Raw genomic sequence first — 19,674 nt, 5'->3', positions numbered from 1 at the left:
AGGGTCTTGCCATCGATGGCGATCACCGCCTGCCCGCTGCCCTGGCGGCGGGCATTGATCCAGCCCAGCAGCGCCTGCATCAGCGCCTCCCCGTCCAGTGCCCGGATGAGGTGCGCAATGCAGTGGCGACGCGGAATGCCATGTTCGAAGCCACGATACTGGCGCAACCAGTCGAGTTGGGCATCACCGAACACTTCGATGGCCTTCCAGCCGCTGGCGCCGCTGAGCACGGCTGCAAAGGTGAGGAACACCACGTCCATCAGGTTGTGGCGAATGTTGATCGGGGTACGTGGGTCGGGCAGATCGGCGAGGTGGGTGAATAGGACCATGGCCAAGGTTGACGGTGAAGGATTGGGGTTCGCAGCTTACCGGACTGGGCACCAGGTTGCTTGATGAGGTGCACTGTCGTACCCAGGGCGGGATCGAACTTGCCAATGGCATCCTAAACTATGGCTTTCGCATGTCTAGCATGTGGGCTTTTGTGTAGGGCAAGCGTACTTTCATCAGTGAAAGTACGCTTTTAGCATAAATCAGCTGGGGATTTTGGGCGCTTTCCCCAATTTGGCGATTCATCGCGAGCCTAACTTCCATGCCAAATGAAAGTTCGATCCCGCCCTAGTGTAATGAGATGACCTCGCCTAGGTTAATGCCCAGAAGAATTTTATGCGAGGTCGACCGGAACAATCTATTTTTTAAATAGATTAGCTATGATTGGCGATTTTAGAATTATAGATCTTTCAATATTTCAACGCGTTTTTGGCGATACTCGTCATCTGTAACCAGGTTTTTATCGCGTAATGCCTGTAATGCTCGTAAGCGATCCTCCACAGAACGTTGTTCTCGTGGCAAAGCTACTGGCGTGGAGGAAGGTGTCATGTTTACTCCAATGGGTGTCGTTGCAACAGGTTTACCGCTATTTACTGGTACTGATGAAAGCGGGGCAACGGGTGTCGTGATAGGCGAGGCTATTGTTGTGGGAGTTTGTAGAGAGAGTGCTACCCAGTCATTACGAATTTGCTGGCCACCGGCTGTTTGCGCTGTTCGATTCAACTGTAATGTTACTTTCGATGCTGCTTGCCGATCGCCTTGGCTGAACGTGCGTTTGAAACCTGTCATTCGGTACTGTGCTTGGTATTCGACATGTGCATCTCCAATGATGACATGGAGTCGATTATCCTTAATGAACATTCGGCCACTTGTCCCTAACTTGGGTGCAAGTAGACCCAACGCACCATGGCGTTCGGTGCTCATAAATGTAATATCTTGACCTGTGGTTGCACGGGAGAAGCCGTAACTAATTGGGGCTGACAAAACGGTCAGTTCATCATCGGTGAAAAGTGGGAGCGATTTGTTGTCGCCGTTCTTTAGCTCAATACCTGCCAGAGCTGATTTCAGCTGATCAACGGAGACCTGTACTGGATGCTGATTGCCAATAGTATCTGTCGCTGTCAGGCGAACGAAATCGAATTCATTGGCTTCGTATAACTTATCACCACTCTTTGGCGGTGTGTATTCGGTTTTGCCGAACAAGCCTTCCAGCAGCGTAACAGCATGGCTGGTCGGGGCCATTAGGCTGGCGGCCAGCAGCAATGCAATTAGCGGGGTGGGGCGTTGCATGGTGTTCTCCTCATGATCGGCAAAGTTGCCATTGTTTCGATAGATTGCTGAATTGGCAAGTGGAAATCCCCGCCTAGCCATGTTGTACGGCAATCTGGAAGCCCTATTGCTACTGTTTAATGCTTCAGGTTGTACGTTCGGTAGGTGACCTTAGACGTTGAGCAACTTGATGCATTCCCTCTCTGAATTGGTTTGCACCGCCCATCGCTGGATGTCGTACGGTAGCGAAGGGTTTGACGTTGATCAGGCTCAGTGCCTGCTGCGCTTTGTTGCCTACTGCAATTAACGGTACGTCATTTGCCAGGCTATCAAGCAGCATTTGCAGATAACCCGCCCCTAATTTGATTTCTGTTGTGGTTGGGGTTCTATTACTAAGAGCTTCCCCTTTATGGGGATGAAATGGCAGCGTATTCCAAAGGATGGTTTGATCGGCTAAACCAAGTTGATATAAGGCTCCCCAAACAATTGTCGCTGATGGTTCGCAAAATGGAAGCCTACGATGAGTAAGTCGTTCGGTTAATTGTTCAATCCGTGGAATAGTGCCACTCAGTAGTAGCTTCTCACTGGTGAAGGTAATTCCTGAGTAACGACAACCTTGATAACCAGCAGCTTCACCCAGCAGCATCAGTTTGGCCGCTGGGTTGTTGAGATGGGTTGCTAGTCGGGTAGCTTTTTGTTTCGGGGCGTCGTCAGAGCGATCAAACTCTTCACACCTTTGGCGCCAGGGGTTGAACAGTTTTTCATTGCCTTCAAAAGACTGCAGTTCGGCAATCAGTCGATTTGTACTCATGCTGGGCTATATAAAAAGAAGTCGGGGGAGCATAGCCTTAGTCCGCACTAGCTGTCACGCATTAGGTCCATTGGTCGTACCAGTTAGTACATGATGGCGGTGGCAAAACGAACTGCTCAGTCAATTGAAGATATATTTATGAGCCAAGTTAGATAATGCACCGTCTTTGGACAGGATGGCATGACGGTACCACCCAAAATTAGTGAAATGGGTATCGGTCAGCAAGCTTGTTGCTTTCCGGTAGTACCCATTCCGTTTGATATGGTACAGACTATATGACGTGGTCAATTGCTTAACATACTCAATGGACTAATATGTGTTGAGGGTAGATTTAGGCAACGCGAGCCTCGCTCTTGGGATCGAAAAAAACGGCTTTGGACATATCGAAAGCCAGTTGCATCTGCTCTCCGGGGCGCTTTGCTTCACTTGGGTGGACTCGACATACCGCCTCTTTGCCATTCAGGTTGATGAAAGTCAAAGTGTCCGGGCCGGTTGGTTCAACAATTTCTACCTTACAGTCGGCTTTAGTGATGTGAGGATTGTCTTGTTGTACATTGATCGTGCCAGTGATTTGCTCTGGGCGAATTCCAAAGATAACTTCTTTCCCAGCCCATGCTTGAAGCTTGGCCGAAGCTGCATGCCTGACTGGAAGCACGATTTGCTTACCACTACTTTCCACTTTGACACCCACGCTACCATCGATCTTCACAACCGTGCTGTGAATGAAGTTCATCGACGGTGAGCCAATGAAGCCCGCAACGAACATGTTGGCTGGATTGTCGTATATGTCCTGTGGACCGCCAAATTGCTGAATAATGCCATCTTTCATAACAGCAATACGATCACCCAGAGTCATTGCCTCAATCTGATCATGGGTGACATATACAACGGTTGTTTTGGTTCGTTCGTGTAGTCGTTTGATTTCAGTACGCATCTCAACCCGCAATTTTGCATCCAGGTTCGAAAGCGGTTCGTCAAACAAGAATAGGCCAGGGTTACGAGCCAGCGCGCGACCCATTGCAACCCGTTGGCGTTGTCCACCTGATAACTGACTGGGCTTGCGGTCTAGCAGGTGTTCAATCTGCAGCATCTTGGCAACGCGAGCAATAATCTGTTCTTGCTCGGCCTTGGGCACGTTGCGCATTTCCATGCCGAACGCGATGTTCTGTTTCACGTTCATGTTTGGGTACAGCGCATAGCTTTGGAATACCATCGCAATGTCGCGATCTTTTGGCGCCACATTGTTGACCATTCGGTCGCCAATCCAAATTTCACCTGTCGTGGTTTGTTCCAGGCCTGAGATCAGGCCAAGTAGTGTGGATTTACCACATCCAGATGGACCCACCAGAATCAGGAACTGACCCGCGTCAATCTCAAGATCGATTCCCTTGAGAATATCGGTACCGCCAAAGCTCTTACGAACATTTTTGATTTTCAAAGCACCCATGTGTATCTCCTTGTGCACGGGTGGCCATATGGACCACGCCAGCGAAATTTGTTTAGCCCTTCACTGCGCCGGCGGTAAGCCCACGCACAAAATATTTGCCTGCTACAACGTAAACGAACAGGGTCGGTAGGCCCGCGATGATGGCTGCCGCCATATCGACGTTGTATTCCTTTACGCTGGATGAGGTGTTGGCGAGATTGTTCAGGCCTACGGTGATAGGTTGTGAATCACCGGCAGAGAACACCACGCCAAACAGAAAGTCATTCCAGATCTGCGTGAACTGCCAAATTGTGGTGACCATGATGATTGGCGTCGACAGCGGCAAAATGATTCGAAAGAAGATTTTCCAGAAGCCTGCACCGTCCAGTGTGGCTGCTTTGATCAATTCGTCAGGAATGCCCACATAGTAGTTACGGAAGAACAATGTAGTCGAGGCAATACCCATTACGCAATGGACGAAGACCAGGCCGCCCGTGGAGCGAGCCAAGCCAAGCCAACCCAACGTTTGTGCCATTGGTAGCAAGATAACCTGCAATGGCAGGAATACACCGAACATCATCATGGCAAAGATGACCTCAGAGCCTCTGAAGCGCCATTTAGATAGTATGTAGCCATTGATCGCCCCCAACATGGTTGAAATCAGTACAGATGGGACGGCCATTTTGACGGAATTCCAGAAATAGCCTTTCAGCCCGTCACATGACACACCCGTACAGGCTTCACCCCAGGCCTTGGCCCAAGCGGCAAACCCTGGAGAGTTAGGCAAGGACAACAAATTGCCTTCACGGATTTCGTCCATGCTTTTCAAAGACGTGGTGACCATCACATAGAGTGGTAGCAGATAGTAAATGGCCACTGTGAACAGGATGGCATACAAGATGAAACGACTAGGCTTGGGTAGCCAGTGTTCAAGTACCTTCATGGGTTGGCCCTCCGTCGTGGTCGGGGCGATCGGCAACGTTGCAGTTGCAGTCATGTTTTGAGTATCAGCCATGTTTGTTATTCCGCAATTCCGAATAAAGATAAGGAACAACCAATGCAGCCAAGGTTGCCAGCATCATCATGGCACTGGCTGCACCTATGCCGATCTGGCCACGTGTGAATGCCATGGAATACATGAAGGTTGCGGGGACATCGGATGAGAACCCAGGGCCGCCGGAGGTCAGTGCCATGACCAGATCGAAACTCTTGATCGCAAGATGAGCCAAGATCATTAACGTAGAGAAAAATACCGGGCGTAAGCAAGGTACGATGATTCGCCAGTAGATGCGCGGCAGTGATGCACCATCGACTTGGGCTGCCTTGATGATGGAATCGTCAATACCACGTAGCCCAGCCAAAAACAGGGCCATTACAAAGCCGGATGACTGCCATACCCCGGCGATGACTACTGTATATATTGACATGTCAGTATTGACTAGCCAGTCAAACGTGAAACTTTCAAAACCCCATTGGTGCATCAAGTGTTCCAGGCCGAGGCCTGGATTAAGTATCCATTTCCAGGCCGTACCGGTAACAATGAACGATAACGCCATCGGATACAGGTAAATTGTGCGCAATACACCTTCCATGCGAATTTTTTGGTCAAGGAAGATGGCAAGCATCAAACCCAAGGCCATGGATATACCCATAAACAAGGTACCAAAGATGCCAAGATTCTTGACCGCTACCCACCATCGCTCATTGTCAAACAGGCGTTCGTATTGAATGAGGCCTGCCCAGTCATAGTTGGGTAGGATTCGAGATGGCGTGAAAGATAGATAGCCATTCCAGGCGATAAAGCCATAAACGAATACCAAGGTCAGCACGAATGAAGGTGCCAAGACCAGTTTGGGTAGCCATTTGTCGAGAGAGCCATAATTGGTGGTAACGGATTGGGACATATTTCACTCCTTGCAAACCCAGCCATTCAGGTTTGGTAGGGTTCCAGGCCAGCGTTAATGACGGCTGGCCGCGGGGTCAGCCAAAAAAATCCCGGCGGCGGGCAAGCCGCCGGGGCGTCAACCTGGACAAGATTTGCCACAGGATCAGCTAAACGGGTCTGCACGACCCCGGTTCGGTGCCAATGGCAAGATCTGCATGGCTGCACAGATTTCTGCCACCACGTTCCGTGCCGGTGACTATGCTGACCACGGCAGGTAAACATCACAATGGATCAGAGGACTGTGAGAGGGCGCAATGCCCTCATCACCAACGGCGCTTATTTCACTTTGGCTGCAGCTGCGATCTTGTCCATCGCTTGCTTGGCTGTCATGCTGTCGGTGTTCCAGTATTGGGAAATCGTATCCTGAACAGCACCTTGGGTTGCCGAGTACATTGCCATACCATGTGCCCAGGAAGGCAGTAGGCCGCCAGTCTTGGCTGTGGCGACGAAATCTTTGGAGGATTGTTTACCGCAGTCGTCAAACTTTGCCATGTCCATGTTCAAACGGGCAGGGATGGAACCTTTGTTCAGGTTGAATACTTCTTGGAACTGCGGGCTCATGATGGCAGCAGCCAAATCTTTCTGGGCTTTGGCTGCCTCACCAGACAACTTGAACATGGCAAAGCTATCGATATTGAAGGTGAAAGTATTGCTGGTGCCAGGAGCAGGGGCACAGACAAAATCTTTTCCTGGCACTTTACCGGCAGCCAGGAATTCACCCTTTGCCCAGTCACCCATAATCTGCATGCCAGCCTTGCCCTGGATCACCATGGCGGTTGCCAGGTTCCAATCACGGCCAGGGCTGTTTTTGTCGACGTATTTTTTGAGTTTCTTATAAGTGGTCAGTGCTTCTTCCATCTTGGCGCTTTTCAGCGTTGCCTGATCAAGCTGGATGAATGCCTTCTTGTAAAAATCTGCACCACCTAGCCCAAGTGCGACGGCTTCAAACACCGTTGCATCTTGCCAAGCTTGGCCGCCATGTGCCAGGGGGACGATGCCGGCTTTTTGTAGTTTTTCGGCGGTGTCAAAAAATTCGGTCCAGTTGGTGGGCACCTTGGCGCCGGCTTTTTTCAGTGCTTCTGGATTGACCCAGAGCCAGTTCACGCGATGTACGTTAACCGGTGCGGCAACATAGTTGCCTTTGTATTTCATGACGTCAGCTACAACTTTGGGCAATACGGTGTCCCATTGTTCTGCTTTGGCAACATCATTCAAATTGGCCAGAACACCTTCATCACCCCACTCTTGTATGGATGGCCCTTTGATTTGTGCCGCTGCAGGCGGGTTACCCGATACCACGCGGGACTTCAAAACGGTCATGGCGTTGTCGCCCGCACCGCCAGCTACAGCAAAGTCTTTCCAGGTATGGCCCTTGCCTTGCATGATTTTTTTCAATTCTGATGCGGCCTTCGCCTCACCACCAGAGGTCCACCAGTGCAGTACTTCTACTTCACCGGCCTTTGCCGCCAGCGCGATACTGACTAGCCCGGCAGCGGATAAGCACTTGAATACTTTCGATATCGTGTAAGTCATGGCCATCTCCTTCCAACTGTCGTGGAAATATATGATTTATCTAGTTTTATGGTTGCATTTTTGATTCCAACCGCGTTGAACTATAGTTCTACTCTAAATTTTTGTAAAGCAAAATGTAAGTTTTGAGTAAGCTTCTGTTGTGATGTGATTAAGGTAGATGAAACCATTGCTACAACAATGGTTTGTGTGGAGAAGCAGTTAAGGAGAAGGGGCAATTTGCAATTGAGGCGGGGGCTTATAAATTTGGTTGTAGGGAGCCAGGATGGACAGTGATTCGATTTAATGGAGCCATACGGTCAAGCATGGGGTGTGAACAGGACTTGGCCTGAGGTAGCAAAACCGGATTTGTGTTTGGTATTGAGATGAAGTAATGCAGGGTGGAAGGATTTAATCGAGAGTGCCATCTATGAGATGTAGAAAGTGACTACCGTGGTTTTACACATCTCCCCACAATGCTTGGAGTGCTGCGATCGTAGCAACTGCTGCGGTTTCCGTTCGTAAAATACGTGGTCCCAATTTCAATGGTTGCCACCCAACATTCATGGCGGCAGCCTCTTCTGCTGCGGTGAGTCCACCCTCCGGGCCTGCCAGCAATGCAATCTCCGTGACTGGTTGTAGATCGCGTACCCGACCACTGCCTTGGGGTGAGAGCATCAGCTTCAACGCTATAGGTTTTGGCTGCTTAACCCAGTCATTGAACGACTGTAGAGCATGTACTGTTGGTACAGTATTACGTCCACATTGCTCACAGGCGCTGATGACAATACCTTGCCAATGTTGTATGCGTTTTTCTGCTCGTTCTCCCTGTAGTCTGACAACGGAACGCTCGCTGATAACGGGAATAATTGTGGTCACGCCCAATTCAACCGCTTTTTGCAAGGTGTAGTCCATGCGATCACCGCTAGAAACCGCTTGGACCAGGGTGGTATTCAATGGGGACTCGCGATCGGTTTGGCGTATCGATTGTGTTAGCACTGTGGCGCGTTTCTTTGCAATGTCAGCCAACACTGCATCAATTTCGTGACCATTGCCGTCAAACAGCGTAATGATATCGCCAGGTTGCAGACGTAATACCTGCACATGACGACAAACCGCTTCAGGCAAGTCAATTGGCATGTTGTCGACAAGTGGGGTATCGATGTAGAAGCGAGGCATGGCCAGTAAGTGTTCCTATTGCTGATTCAGTTAACCAGGGCACGAAAACCTGTGCCACTGCTTGATGCGGTAAGATGGTGGTAATTGTATCGTTGCCAATCCCATCTGCGAAACCCAGTTATGATTGAGGGTGCGGTAAATGCTTGTCTGACCTGAACGGTTTGATGGTGTATCGCGCTGAGTTCTTGTCGATCATCCATACAATTTATTATCGGTACAAGTGAGTCAGTCATTATGTACTGATGTCAGTTTCAGACTCGGAACAGAGCTCAAATTTCGTGATAGGCAGTGGCGTGTGTCAACGTACTTATCTACAGAACAATCAAGTGGGAATCAGATGTTTGACGTGAATTGGAATACGCTTGAGGCCGCGATCGCGGCGGTCAAGCGCATTGCACAAACTGAGGTCATGCCACGTTTTCTGAATGTGGCCTACTCACGTAAGTATGATGGCACCTTGTTTACCGAAGCGGATCTGGCCTCGCAGGAGGGACTGAAACGCGAGCTGCCTACCATCATTGATGCGCCGGTATTGGGCGAGGAGATGACGGATGAAGAGCAGCAAGCACTTTGGGAAAATGGGGATGACGGATTGTGGTGTGTCGACCCCATTGATGGCACCACTAATTTTGTCCATGGTTTGCCATACTTCGCAATCTCGGTTGCTTTTCTTAAGCAGGGTAAACCCGTCATGGGGGTAATTTATAACCCTTGCTCAGACGAAGCATTTTATGCTTTAGCTGGTCACGGAGCCTTTGTGAACGGGGTTCGTTTACCTCTGAAAAATCATCAGCCTGCTATTGGAGAAGCTATTGCTGGTGTGGAGCTGAAATGGTTACCTGGCAAATTACCTGCACGCTTGATGACAGTCGCGCCATTCGGGAGTCAACGTAATCTAGGTGCAAGTACATTGGACTGGTGCTGGGTTGCGGCTGGTCGATTTGATCTGATTCTACATGGTGGTCAACGGCTATGGGACTATGCGGCTGGTACGCTGATTTTGCTTGAAGCCGGAGGGCGACTAGGCAGCATTCATCATGATGATTTCTGGTCGGATAATATTTGGCGCAGATCGGCTATTGCTGCGCTGGATCCTGTTTTGTTTGAGCAGTGGTATCAATGGGTACAGGCTAATAAATAGGTGTGGTCTTCATGCAAAACGCTGGTTAAGTTGAAATTGATTTCCTTAAACAACAATGTCATGAAGCAGGTTATAATGCTCATACACTTGAAATAATGGAGCAATCAATGAAGTACCTTCTGACACTGGCTGCATTTTGTGCCAGTAGCGCTGCTTTGGCTGACATGAATCTGGACGATACTATCCGAAGCCCGTGGCAGATTGGTGCTGGTATCGGGCTGACTGCCGGCGGCGATGATATGGGCAAAATCAAGGTTTATGACAAAGCAACAGGCAAAGTGGTCAACAATGAAAATGTGCGTGCGGGGCGCTTGTTCCAAGTAGATTTTGGTACACGTTATCGCTTCAGCAAATTGCCCGTGTCAGTTCAGGCAACGTTGGGCTATCACTTTGATACTGTTCAAGGTGACGATCCGTTGGTCGCTGATAAGAAAGTTAGCTTCCAGTTCTACCGCTATCCACTGGAAATTATCCCAGCCTACCACTTTGACAAACACGCGGTAGGTTTGGGGTTGAGGTATGACTTCAACACAACCTTTGAATTTACAGATCGTTTCAAACATAAGTTCAAGAATGCGCCAGGATTAGTGCTGCAGTATGAGTACGAAGCCACAGACAACATTTCACTTGGCTTGCGCTACACTGCAATCAAGTACAAGTGGAAAGAAGATACCAGCCAATCCGTTAAAGGAAATCACGTTGGGATGAATGCCCACGTTTGGTTTTAGGTCTCAGCTCGGCAATTCATACATATAGGGTTCACTATGGTTTGTAGTCAACCTGACGGTATCAAAAAAAGCAGCACGCGACGACGTCCGTGCTGCTTTTTTTCTGGTGTAACTAATGATCAAGTCGGTAATGTTTCCCATTTCTAGCCCCCTCTCTATCGTCGCACCTGTATTGATGACATTTTCCTTAATAGAGTACATCACAAGGTATCTTGTATACGATAGGTATTTTTTTTAGCAAGGTATCTTGTTCTGCAAGATACCTTGCGCTACACTGCAATCACTGAAAAACGGAAGGCGTGCCAACAGCGCGTCAATGAATGCAATCAGGAGGCAGTGATGAGAACTAACACGATTTCAACTATCAACCCGTTCGTACAATTTGGGCTCGCCGGCGCCTTAACATGTGTGCTGTTTATGTGGATGTTGGCAGGTGTAGGGCAATCCATGATCAGCTTTCAGGGTTGGATGGGTTCACCATCCACTACCTCGGTTGCAAGATCAGCTGCGTCGGTCGGACACATCACTGCCTCCAATGACTGTGTGCAACAGAAAGCCGTCAGAGACGTACAGCCACTATCAGATTTCCAGGTTCTGCCATGGAAGCACTTTCGCGCAGATGCCTGATGTCTCAGTGGTTTGGTGATCAACTGGCTGGCAAATCTCCCACTCTCTTATTTGCTGTTCGTTGACCATCTATTCATCGTCTCTTTTAAACGCGGCTACTAACTGTAGTCGCGTTCTTTTTGCAAATATTGGATCGGTTGCATCTCAACAAGAAGCAAAGCTTTGGGACCGCTGGAACGTAGTTTTGACACGTTCTGCGGATCAATCAATGTCCTGGTAAAAAAACCTTTTACTGTTTACTCTACTATCGCTGTTCATGTTAGATTCATGTCATTGTCGTATAGTGCCTATGGTAGAGGCCGATATTGGGAGATGCGTGATGACAGGAAAGGAACGTTTGAACCGGTTGCAGGATCAGCGCTGGCAATTGTTACCATCGCTGCTACAACGATCGGCTGAAAAACCGGAACGTGATCATACGAGCCACTTGTTTGAAGCTTTAGGTTACCTGATTCAGGATAATCGCCTACCGGAGGCTACCAAAGCGACAGTGCAACAATGGTTGCAAGACGGTGTCTTTGATCGTTTGGCCAATCGAACTGCGCAGTGGATCGAACAATATGGCTATACCATGTCAGAAGGGCTAAATACAGGGCGGACTGCATCGGATGATTCGGGCAGCCTTTACCGACGGGTGTGGACCGAGTGGCTCAGTTTTATTCAAAAAGTCATTGCCGCCCGTTCCAGCTTCGACTTGTTCAAAGCTGGTAACCGGTTGATTCCAATTTTGATCCAGGGTCACCGTGAATTGGATGCACTATTTGCTAGACCGTTACCAGAAAGATCAGAACATGCGGTAACGGTCCCTGCACCGATGGAAACACCCAGATTACTCAAGTCCAAAAAACAGACTGATGAAGCACAATCGAAACCCAGCTGGGCATGGCCACTTTCTAAACACACAGTCTTCATTCCAAAACGGATGATGCGACACAACCAGATCAATCCTGATACGCAGACGGGCTATTGATCGGTGTACCTCAGTGCTGGCCCGTTGAAGGTAGGGCTGGCACTGAAACGATCCAACCTTCCAGTGGGTCCATAGTGGAAGGCAAACCGTAGTTCTCGTGGCGGCGGAGCCATCCCCAAGCCGCTTGGAGACAGCACATGACCGCATCCAGTTTGTCGCCACTGCCATCTGTTAGTACTTGGGTTTCAAATTCGCGAGCATCAAGTTGAAGACCAAGTAATGTGCCTTCTACCAAGGTATGCAATATCTTGGTACGTGCCTGTAATCTGGCCGTTGTCTGCTTTGACACATCATCACTTTTGTATGACTCTCGGGTTACCTGTCGTGCCAGGAAGCCTGGATAGGCTTCCAATCCCACTCGATTGGTATCACCAGTACAAATACCTGGCAATGATATTCCTGCATCCAATAGTCGCGGCCCACCTTCTAATAGCATCCATGCAACAGGCGGGTTTACCCATTTCATGGAAGGTGAAGCGCCGGCTGGACGATCGATTGTGCGATGTGCAAACTTTGCACCGGCTGGTCGAGCATCACACCAGACCTTGAAAATGGCCTTGAGTTGATCTCTGGAGTACTGACGAATATATTGCATCAAGGCCGGCCATGTATTGGGCCAATGTTGATGCATGATCAAATCACGCGGGAAACTGAAGGGAAAATCAAACCCTGTAACCCATGGCCCATCTCGTAACAAAAACTGCTCGAAATCCCGCAGCGTGGTCAGCAACTCGATTTGGGTGAGCGCCAACACATTATCTGTGATCAATCCCTTGGCAACGACAATCGGTTTCTTCGCCGATGGTTTGCTCGAGAAATCCAGCCCATAGATTGCAAGGTCATTTGTCATCGTTTGGTGAAATATTTGCCATCGAGCCAAGATTGCTGTTTGCCTTGATGGGATTGGGCAGGAGCTGGCCCTGCTCGAAATACTGCCGACCTTGCTCGCCACCTGCTGGGCTCCACCACCAGCCGGTGCGAGGGCAGGGCTGGCCGGCTTCGCAGCGCAGGCGTTCCAGGGGTTCCGCCGCTGCGGCGGGTTGCGGCCAAGGCAGCATGCGGCCGGTGGGTTTGACCGGGTGGAAGGTGGTGTGGACGAGATTGTATTGATCGACGTAACCGTCAGCATCCCGGCTCACGATCTCGTACGACGGCTGCATGATCTGCACATGTTTGCGGGCAAACACCAGTGCGGCGGTGCCCATGCCAGTGGTGGGCACCCACACGCCAGTCCAGGGGACGATATCGCCAGTTTGGCAGGTTATGCTGGTATCAGGTGCATATTCGGGCAATTCGGCGGGTGGGTTGGGGAATACGTATTTTTCATAATAGAGGGCAATATCGTTGCCTTCTATTCCCATATCTTCTGGCATTTCAAAGCGCCAATCGCCAGTCCCGTCTTTGTAGCTTGCACTGCCATATTCACGGCTCATGACTAGCGCTCGGTTGTAGTCGCTACAATAGCTACCCGCTTTGTTCAATAAACTCATGAACTCCTCTGCGCGCCCCTGCATCCAGTTCATGTTGCCTTCGTCAAAGCCGCGTGGAACCTGCATGAGGCGACCGCCCCAGCCCATCATCTCTCCATATTCGCCCTGTTTGAGCATGGCCAGAGCGTTATCGAAGCTGTTCAGCAACTCTTCCACCACACTCCCCCAATAGGGGACCGGCGGGTAATCGCCGATGTAGGGCGTGGCCTTGACGCAATCCATCAGCACATCAAAGGCATCCTGCAAGATGCCCTTCGCCTGCATCACATAGTCGGGCGAGGTCAGGGTGTACCATAAGTGAGCTTCATAACTCAGGTTGCGTTGCATCTGACGATTCCAATGTTGGGCTCAGTTGGCCTGTAGTGTCGCGTTCCCCGCGAATTAGTCTTGCTGGTCTGCTTCCCAATACCAGATGGTGGCGCCGTAATCCGACTCGATTTTGGGTAGGATTTGCCCTTGCTCGAAATGCTGCCGACCTTGTCCACCCGCAGCCGGGCTCCACCACCAGCCGGTGCGAGGGCAGGGCTGGTCGGCTTCGCAGCGCAGGCGTTCGAGGTGCTCGGTCGCGGTGACGGGTTGCGGCCAGGGCAGCATGCGGCCGGTGGGTTTGACCGGGTGGAAGGTGGTGTCAACGAGATTGAATTTGGTCACCATCTCCAAGTCTTCGTCGTAGTAAGCCACTTCGTAAGACGGCTGCATGATCTGCACGTGTTTGCGAGCGAATACCAGTGCGGCCGTGCCCATGCCGGTGGTGGGCACCCACACGCCGGTCCAGGGCACGATGTCGCCGGTTTTGCAGGTAACGCTGGTGTCGGGCGCGTATTCGGGGAGTTCTGCGGGCGGAGTGGGGAAAATGTGTTCCTCGTAATTCAGTGCAATATTGTTGCTGACAATACCCATATCCTCTGGAACGCAATAATGCCAGTCTTTAGTGCCGTCCTTATAGCCTTGGCTGGAATACATACGACTCATCGATAGCGCGAAGTCAAAGTCGCTGCAAATACTCACTGCCAAATTCAGTTTGCGTTTAAAGGTTCGATAATCCTCGTTTGACATCCACTGCACGCTTTCGTCAAACCCTCTGGGCACGCGTTCCAAACGCCCACCCCACCCCAGCATCGCACCGTATTCACCCTGCCTGAGCACGGCCATTTCATTATCAAAGGTATCGATCAGGTGCTGAATTTCGCTAGCCCAATGGATAAGCGGCGGATATTCAGTTGCAAGTGGTTCACGCCCCATCTGTGATAAGAGAAAGTCGTGGGCATCTTGCAAATAGCCTTTGGCTCGCTGCACATAATCCGGTGAAGTAATGGTGTACCACAGGTGGGCTTCGTAACTCAGGTTGCGTTGCATCTGACGATTCCAATATTGGGCTCAGTCGGCCTGTAGTGTAGCGCTCCCTACGAATTAGTTTTGCCGGTCTGCTTCCCAATACCAGATGGTGGTGCCGTAATCCGACTCGGTCTTGGGCAGGATCTGGCCTTGCTCGAAATGCTGCCGACCTTGTTCACCCGCAGCCGGGCTCCACCACCAGCCGGTGCGAGGGCAGGGCTGGTCGGCGTCGCAGCGGAGGCGCATTGCTGGGGTGTCTCCTATTTGCGAACCATTGGCTTGGTTCTCACTAAATGTATTTTTTACATAACTACAAGCATCAATCATGTTATAGAAAAAATCCCAGTCTCCTAATGTCAGGTCGCCAAAAATAACATTTGCACCGGTGCCCGTCATTAATTCAGTTTCATAAAGCTTTCTATAAAGCGTTGCCTCATAGCGAAATTGATAGAGTAGTTGACCATTGTCATGAAAGAGTTGGAATAGATTATAATCGGGCTCTATTTCACCAGCGAGGTCTTTAGATGGTTCGACCACTGCATAAATATGTCCGTCAATTTCGATACAAGACCCCGCGTCGTCTCGGAAAATAACCCGATCGTTTGGTGTTGCGTAACGAAAGAAGTGTTGTCCTTTATTAACTATATAAATGCCACGAATGGGATTAGGCGCATCCCCGATGTATTCGGTCTCGGGTGGATACTCAAGCTCAGTTGCATTGCGCCATTCACCAGTGGTGATATCCATGCAGAGTACAGGATCGGTATATATAAAATCTCTTAGTAAAACATGATTTGCGTTCATATTTAGAGTCTCATGATTTTCTTGATTTCATTTACCAATTCTTTTGTTCTTATCACGTCCCCAGATTTTCTGGCTCTGCCCAGTTCCAGTACCTTTTCCCATGGGAAATCATCTCCGCCAGATCGCATGGCTCCAGAAATCATTTCTTCATCAGTTTTATACTTGATCTCGTATTTAGGATTGTGCTCAGTACCTTTTACCATCTGTTCATATTGCCAGCGACCATCCGCAGCGCGTTTGGCATTGATTCCCTCTGGGTCATTGTAAACTTTCTTATTGCGTGCGGCGATCAAATTAGCTAGGTCGGGATCCCCTTCTTTCCGGGTGGCAATCTGTAACCGTCGCCTCTCTTTGACGGCAAAATCAGCAATTTCTGCATCTGACTTGCCTGCCTTTTTCATTTCATCGATCTTGTCGACCATGCGCTTGCTGGCGATTTCATATTCCAATCGCAATAAAGGCTTCTCGCTATGCTTCAGCGCGTTTTTGGTCTCAGTCTGGCCCGCTATCTCAGCGGGCTTGGCTCTCGCGAGCAGTTTATCCAATTCCGCTTTCAGGAATCGCATGGTCTTAGGAATCTGGTCGTATCCCTGTCGCTTCAACATGTCCAGTTGCGAGGCGATTTTGGCCAGCTTTTCCGAGCCGATCAATTGCTTGGCCAGCCATCGATGCTGTAAGTCCAATACAGCGGTCTTGATGGCATTAATGATCCCGACGTATCGTTCAAGCGCTTGGCGGCCGAACGTCTCCCAGGGAATGCTCTTGAGGTATCGTACGGGATCCCCCTTGCCGCTACCGCGCACTAACGCAAGGATCAAATCGAGTGCCTCATCAAGGTATCGGCCGCCTTTTTTGATACCCCGTACCAGTAGCTTCAACACTCCTTTGAGTAGACTCCCAAAGGTTGGGATCAGCCCGATCAGCGTGATGACCAAAGCCACCCATGCCCAGGAGTCATTACTGTCATCGTTCACTTTTTTGATATTGGCAACGATGTCCCGAATATCTGCCAGTTGGTCGACAAAGGGAATGGCTGTAATGATTGAGCCTACGATCACTTGAGCCGTCGTTGGGTCATCGTTGAAGTCACCTGCGATAACACCCAATAGCCAGTCCAGCGGAGAATCGTTTGACATGGTACTCATGATTGATTTCCAAACACTTTCTTGTAAAGCTCAATTGCTTGTTCTGGCGTGACTTTCTGTTTGTAAGCGGGGTTGTCTATGTTTTCGTCTTTGGCATCGTCGTTGATGACCCATGGCCTAGCATCTTCCCCAATCGTGATCTGAACATCGCCCCGCTTCGGGACGTCGTCGATATGAGCGAAACCTTCTGTATTCAATCTCCCGGATTTTTGGGTGCCGTCGGCATAAGTGACAGTAAATTTTGCCCCCTGCACGGGATCGCCATCGGCATATTTACGCTCGATTTCGATCCAGTCTTTAATTTTTTCCTTGTCAAACGGCAGCGTACCCAACAGAGGTATTTCGCGCCCCGGCCCATCAAACACCACCGACGCCGCCTTGACCTCAAACTTACCGCGGGCCTTGAAGGTGATGTCGCCGCCTTTGAGCTCGATCTCCGCGCCGCCACCAAACAACGTCACCTGCTCCTGCGCCAGGATGCGGATTTCATCCTGACTGCTGGTGAGGGTCAGAGCTTGTTCCGATACCAGGTGCAGGGTGTCGTCATGGGCCTGGATACTGACCGGGGCCTTGGCGGCAATCACCTTCATGCCACCATGGTGGGTGAACAGGCTGGCAGTGCTGCCGGCGGTCACCCCAAGGGTCTGATGGGCCGTGAGGTGTTGCTCGCCGTGGGAGATCGCCTGCAGATCCTGGCCGGCGAACGTCAGCTGACTGGCGGCGGTGGTCTGCACCAGGCTGGTGGGGGTGGCCAGTACCGTGATGGGCGCGGTGAAGGTTGCCACCGGGTCTTGGAGCTGCCGGCCTGACGGATCGGTATCGCTGGGTTGCTGGGCCGGCTGGCCATTAACGGCACCCACGTAGTGGCCGAGTTGTTGGTGCAGTCGCTCGGTACTGGTGCGACTGGTCAACGGCAGTGCGTGATGGGTGGTTGCGGTTTGATCCAATTGCTTGAGCAAGGTCTCGGTGGCGGTCAGGGTGGCTTGGGTTTCGGCGGTGTCCAACTGCGTGCTGCCGGCTTGGGGTCGGGCATGGGTGCTGAGCAGGATACCTTGATGACCACGCAAGGTCCCCCAACCATCGGTGCGCAGTTCGAAGCCACTGCCACGGTAGGCACCACGCCACCCGCTATGGGCGGGTTGCTGAATCAGGTAGCCGAGGTTGAGCTCACTGGCAAGCTGACTGCTGGCGAGTTGGGTCCGCAGCTGGCCGGGGGTGTCGTCCAGCACCCAGCGGTTATAGCCACTGCCAGACAGATTACGGCTGTGATAACCGGACAGCGTACCCGGATGGTTGGCACTGGCGTCGACCCCGGCACTGAATGGCGGCAGATCCTGTTCGTTATACAGACTGCCAATGATCACCGGCCGGTCGGGATCGCCTTCGATGAAGTCGACCATCACTTCATCACCCATTCTCGGGGTAAATTGACTCCCCCAATTGGGGCCGGCCAACCATTCGGCCACCCGCACCCAAGTGATGGCCTGTTCGTTCTTGGGGGCATTGTTGCCTGCCGGGTGGGCCAGACCACCGGCCAGGGCACGTTCACCACGCTGCCAGGGGAATTGCAGTTTGACGCGGTGTTCGCGATCTGAGGTCAGGGTGTCATCCGCCACCCCGACCACGATGGCAGATTGCAGATAGGCGGTGGGTTTGGGTAACGGTGCGGGCATGGCCGGCAGGGTGGCGGGCAGGCACACCAGTTGATGGCGGTAACTGCCCCGTTCAACACCGGTGCTGCTGAATAGTTCACGCAGGCCGGTGTTCAGGTTGTTGGCCCCTTCATGGATGATTTCCAGAACCCGATACCGGCCGTTCAAGGTGGCATGCTCAATCAATTCGAACTGCTGACCGGGGCGCAATGCCCGTACTGCCCCTTCGCCAGTCAGCGCCTGGGCGCGTGCTGCATGGGTAAGTTGGCGCAGTTGGGCGATGCGTTGGGCATGGTCGGCATCGTCAAACCGGTAGGCACCACTGCCATCGTAATCCTGTAGCAGTGGTTGCTGCCCGGCAAGGAGGGTGGCCTCGGCTTGCCCTACAGGCGCATGCAATTGATCATAATCCCAGCTGCTGACCACGACACTGGCCGGCGCGACACGTTGGGTGGCTTCAAATCGGGTGAAGCGGTCATCTGCCAACGTTGCGGCAACGCGACCGAAGCGAAGGGGGGAGGCGGTACAGTCTGGCCAATCGGCGTGCTGATCGGTGATGCGTAAGCTGCACTGCGAGGCAGGTGATTGGGCAGTCTGTGCTGAGGCACGCTCGCTGCTGCTATCGGCGGCGTGTTCAAAGTGGAAACTCAATCCTTCATCGGCCAGTAGGCGGCTGAGGAAGGCATAGTCACTTTCCTGATACTGCACGCACAGGCTGCGGGTGCGTAACGGTTGACTGACACTGGCCTGCCAGTTGGCGCAGGGGTAGTCCTTCAACACCTCGCCTACGATGTCCAACACGGTTTTGTTCTGGAACAGCCAGCAATCGTGACGGGAGGCCAGCCAGGCGAACCAGGGGTACAGGGTCAGCCGCAACCGTCCCACCCCGCCATCGTTGCCCAGTTCGTGCAGGCTGCCCACACAGCCATGTCGGGCATGAGGCTGGCCGCTGGCGTCCATCAGCGTCAAGGTCAGTTCTTGCCCCAACCAGTCTGCTGGCTTGATCAGCAGCTGGTCGATCAGCACATCCACTTCGATCCGCCCCAGCTGATTGACGCCTTCCCAGCACACGAAGCGCTCCACCACCACCGGCATCGGGGTGCCCTCGATGCGGATCAGGCGGGCATGTTGGGAGAGTTCGGGGCGGGAGAGCAACTGGTGGAGGGTGTCGAGTTCAGCGGTCAGCAACGGGCTGACCAGGCTGCCGATGGCGGGCAAGGAGAACGACATAGGGATAATGGAAACTAAATATTTAATTGTCGTATTGTGATGATCGAATGGGCGAAATGCAAGTTGGATGATCCACTGGATCAAGC

General features: G+C 51.5%; 17 protein-coding genes. 3 read left to right on the top strand and 14 right to left on the bottom strand.

What is annotated here, in order from left to right; genetic code table 11:
• The 8 genes from FFS57_RS16045 to FFS57_RS16010 form a co-directional block, all read right to left on the bottom strand.
• A partial coding sequence (locus FFS57_RS16045) for an ISAs1 family transposase (RefSeq protein ID WP_137938820.1) occupies nt 1-329 on the bottom strand: 329 nt, incomplete at its 3' end.
• Nucleotides 330-726: 397 nt separating this feature from the next.
• On the bottom strand, nt 727-1,617 hold the full coding sequence (locus FFS57_RS16040; RefSeq protein ID WP_137938819.1) for an SHOCT domain-containing protein: 891 nt from the start codon (nt 1,615-1,617) through the stop codon (nt 727-729).
• 124 nt (nt 1,618-1,741) lie between these two features.
• A complete protein-coding gene (locus FFS57_RS16035; RefSeq protein ID WP_137938818.1) occupies nt 1,742-2,407 on the bottom strand; it encodes a uracil-DNA glycosylase in 666 nt (221 codons plus the stop codon).
• Nucleotides 2,408-2,738: 331 nt separating this feature from the next.
• On the bottom strand, nt 2,739-3,854 hold the full coding sequence (locus FFS57_RS16030) for an ABC transporter ATP-binding protein (RefSeq protein ID WP_137938817.1): 1,116 nt from the start codon (nt 3,852-3,854) through the stop codon (nt 2,739-2,741).
• Between the two features lie 52 nt (nt 3,855-3,906).
• The gene (locus FFS57_RS16025) at nt 3,907-4,776 is read right to left on the bottom strand and encodes a carbohydrate ABC transporter permease (protein WP_137938826.1); all 870 of its coding nucleotides are present in this window, start codon (nt 4,774-4,776) and stop codon (nt 3,907-3,909) included.
• Between the two features lie 64 nt (nt 4,777-4,840).
• Nucleotides 4,841-5,737, bottom strand: coding sequence for a carbohydrate ABC transporter permease (locus tag FFS57_RS16020; RefSeq protein ID WP_137938816.1), 897 nt, complete (start codon nt 5,735-5,737; stop codon nt 4,841-4,843).
• A gap of 317 nt (nt 5,738-6,054) precedes the next feature.
• Nucleotides 6,055-7,311, bottom strand: a complete 1,257-nt coding sequence (locus FFS57_RS16015) for an ABC transporter substrate-binding protein (protein ID WP_137938815.1) — start codon at nt 7,309-7,311, stop codon at nt 6,055-6,057.
• A gap of 435 nt (nt 7,312-7,746) precedes the next feature.
• Nucleotides 7,747-8,466: a 16S rRNA (uracil(1498)-N(3))-methyltransferase gene (locus FFS57_RS16010; protein ID WP_137938814.1), complete on the bottom strand. Its 720-nt coding sequence runs from the start codon at nt 8,464-8,466 to the stop codon at nt 7,747-7,749.
• A 337-nt stretch (nt 8,467-8,803) separates the two neighbouring features.
• On the opposite strand from FFS57_RS16010, the gene FFS57_RS16005 reads away from it, so the two are divergent.
• The 3 genes from FFS57_RS16005 (at nt 8,804) to FFS57_RS15995 (ending at nt 11,932) form a co-directional block, all read left to right on the top strand.
• Nucleotides 8,804-9,607: an inositol monophosphatase family protein gene (locus FFS57_RS16005; protein ID WP_137938813.1), complete on the top strand. Its 804-nt coding sequence runs from the start codon at nt 8,804-8,806 to the stop codon at nt 9,605-9,607.
• Between the two features lie 95 nt (nt 9,608-9,702).
• The gene (locus tag FFS57_RS16000; protein ID WP_137938812.1) at nt 9,703-10,335 is read left to right on the top strand and encodes an outer membrane beta-barrel protein; all 633 of its coding nucleotides are present in this window, start codon (nt 9,703-9,705) and stop codon (nt 10,333-10,335) included.
• 946 nt (nt 10,336-11,281) lie between these two features.
• Nucleotides 11,282-11,932, top strand: coding sequence for a hypothetical protein (locus FFS57_RS15995; RefSeq protein WP_137938811.1), 651 nt, complete (start codon nt 11,282-11,284; stop codon nt 11,930-11,932).
• A gap of 10 nt (nt 11,933-11,942) precedes the next feature.
• On the opposite strand, the gene FFS57_RS15990 is transcribed toward FFS57_RS15995, so the two are convergent.
• The 6 genes from FFS57_RS15990 to FFS57_RS15965 are packed head-to-tail and all read right to left on the bottom strand — an operon-like array spanning nt 11,943 to nt 19,588.
• Nucleotides 11,943-12,782: a DUF429 domain-containing protein gene (locus tag FFS57_RS15990; protein WP_137938810.1), complete on the bottom strand. Its 840-nt coding sequence runs from the start codon at nt 12,780-12,782 to the stop codon at nt 11,943-11,945.
• A complete protein-coding gene (locus FFS57_RS15985) occupies nt 12,772-13,749 on the bottom strand; it encodes a hypothetical protein (protein ID WP_137938809.1) in 978 nt (325 codons plus the stop codon). Before FFS57_RS15985 ends, FFS57_RS15990 begins: the two co-directional genes overlap by 11 nt.
• 54 nt (nt 13,750-13,803) lie before the next feature.
• Nucleotides 13,804-14,778, bottom strand: coding sequence for a hypothetical protein (locus FFS57_RS15980; RefSeq protein WP_137938808.1), 975 nt, complete (start codon nt 14,776-14,778; stop codon nt 13,804-13,806).
• A gap of 54 nt (nt 14,779-14,832) precedes the next feature.
• The gene (locus FFS57_RS15975; RefSeq protein WP_137938807.1) at nt 14,833-15,561 is read right to left on the bottom strand and encodes a hypothetical protein; all 729 of its coding nucleotides are present in this window, start codon (nt 15,559-15,561) and stop codon (nt 14,833-14,835) included.
• Nucleotides 15,562-15,563: 2 nt separating this feature from the next.
• Complete coding sequence (locus tag FFS57_RS15970; RefSeq protein ID WP_137938806.1) at nt 15,564-16,706, bottom strand: hypothetical protein; 1,143 nt, start codon at nt 16,704-16,706, stop codon at nt 15,564-15,566.
• Entirely contained in the window at nt 16,703-19,588 is a 2,886-nt protein-coding gene (locus tag FFS57_RS15965) for a type VI secretion system Vgr family protein (protein ID WP_137938805.1), read from the bottom strand. Before FFS57_RS15965 ends, FFS57_RS15970 begins: the two co-directional genes overlap by 4 nt.
• Between the last annotated feature and the right edge of the window lie 86 nt (nt 19,589-19,674).

Source organism: Chitinivorax sp. B (assembly GCF_005503445.1).
GTDB lineage: Bacteria > Pseudomonadota > Gammaproteobacteria > Burkholderiales > SCOH01 > Chitinivorax.
The sequence above is the reverse complement of the archived record's forward strand: the minus strand, read 5'-3'. Positions and strand labels throughout refer to the sequence as shown.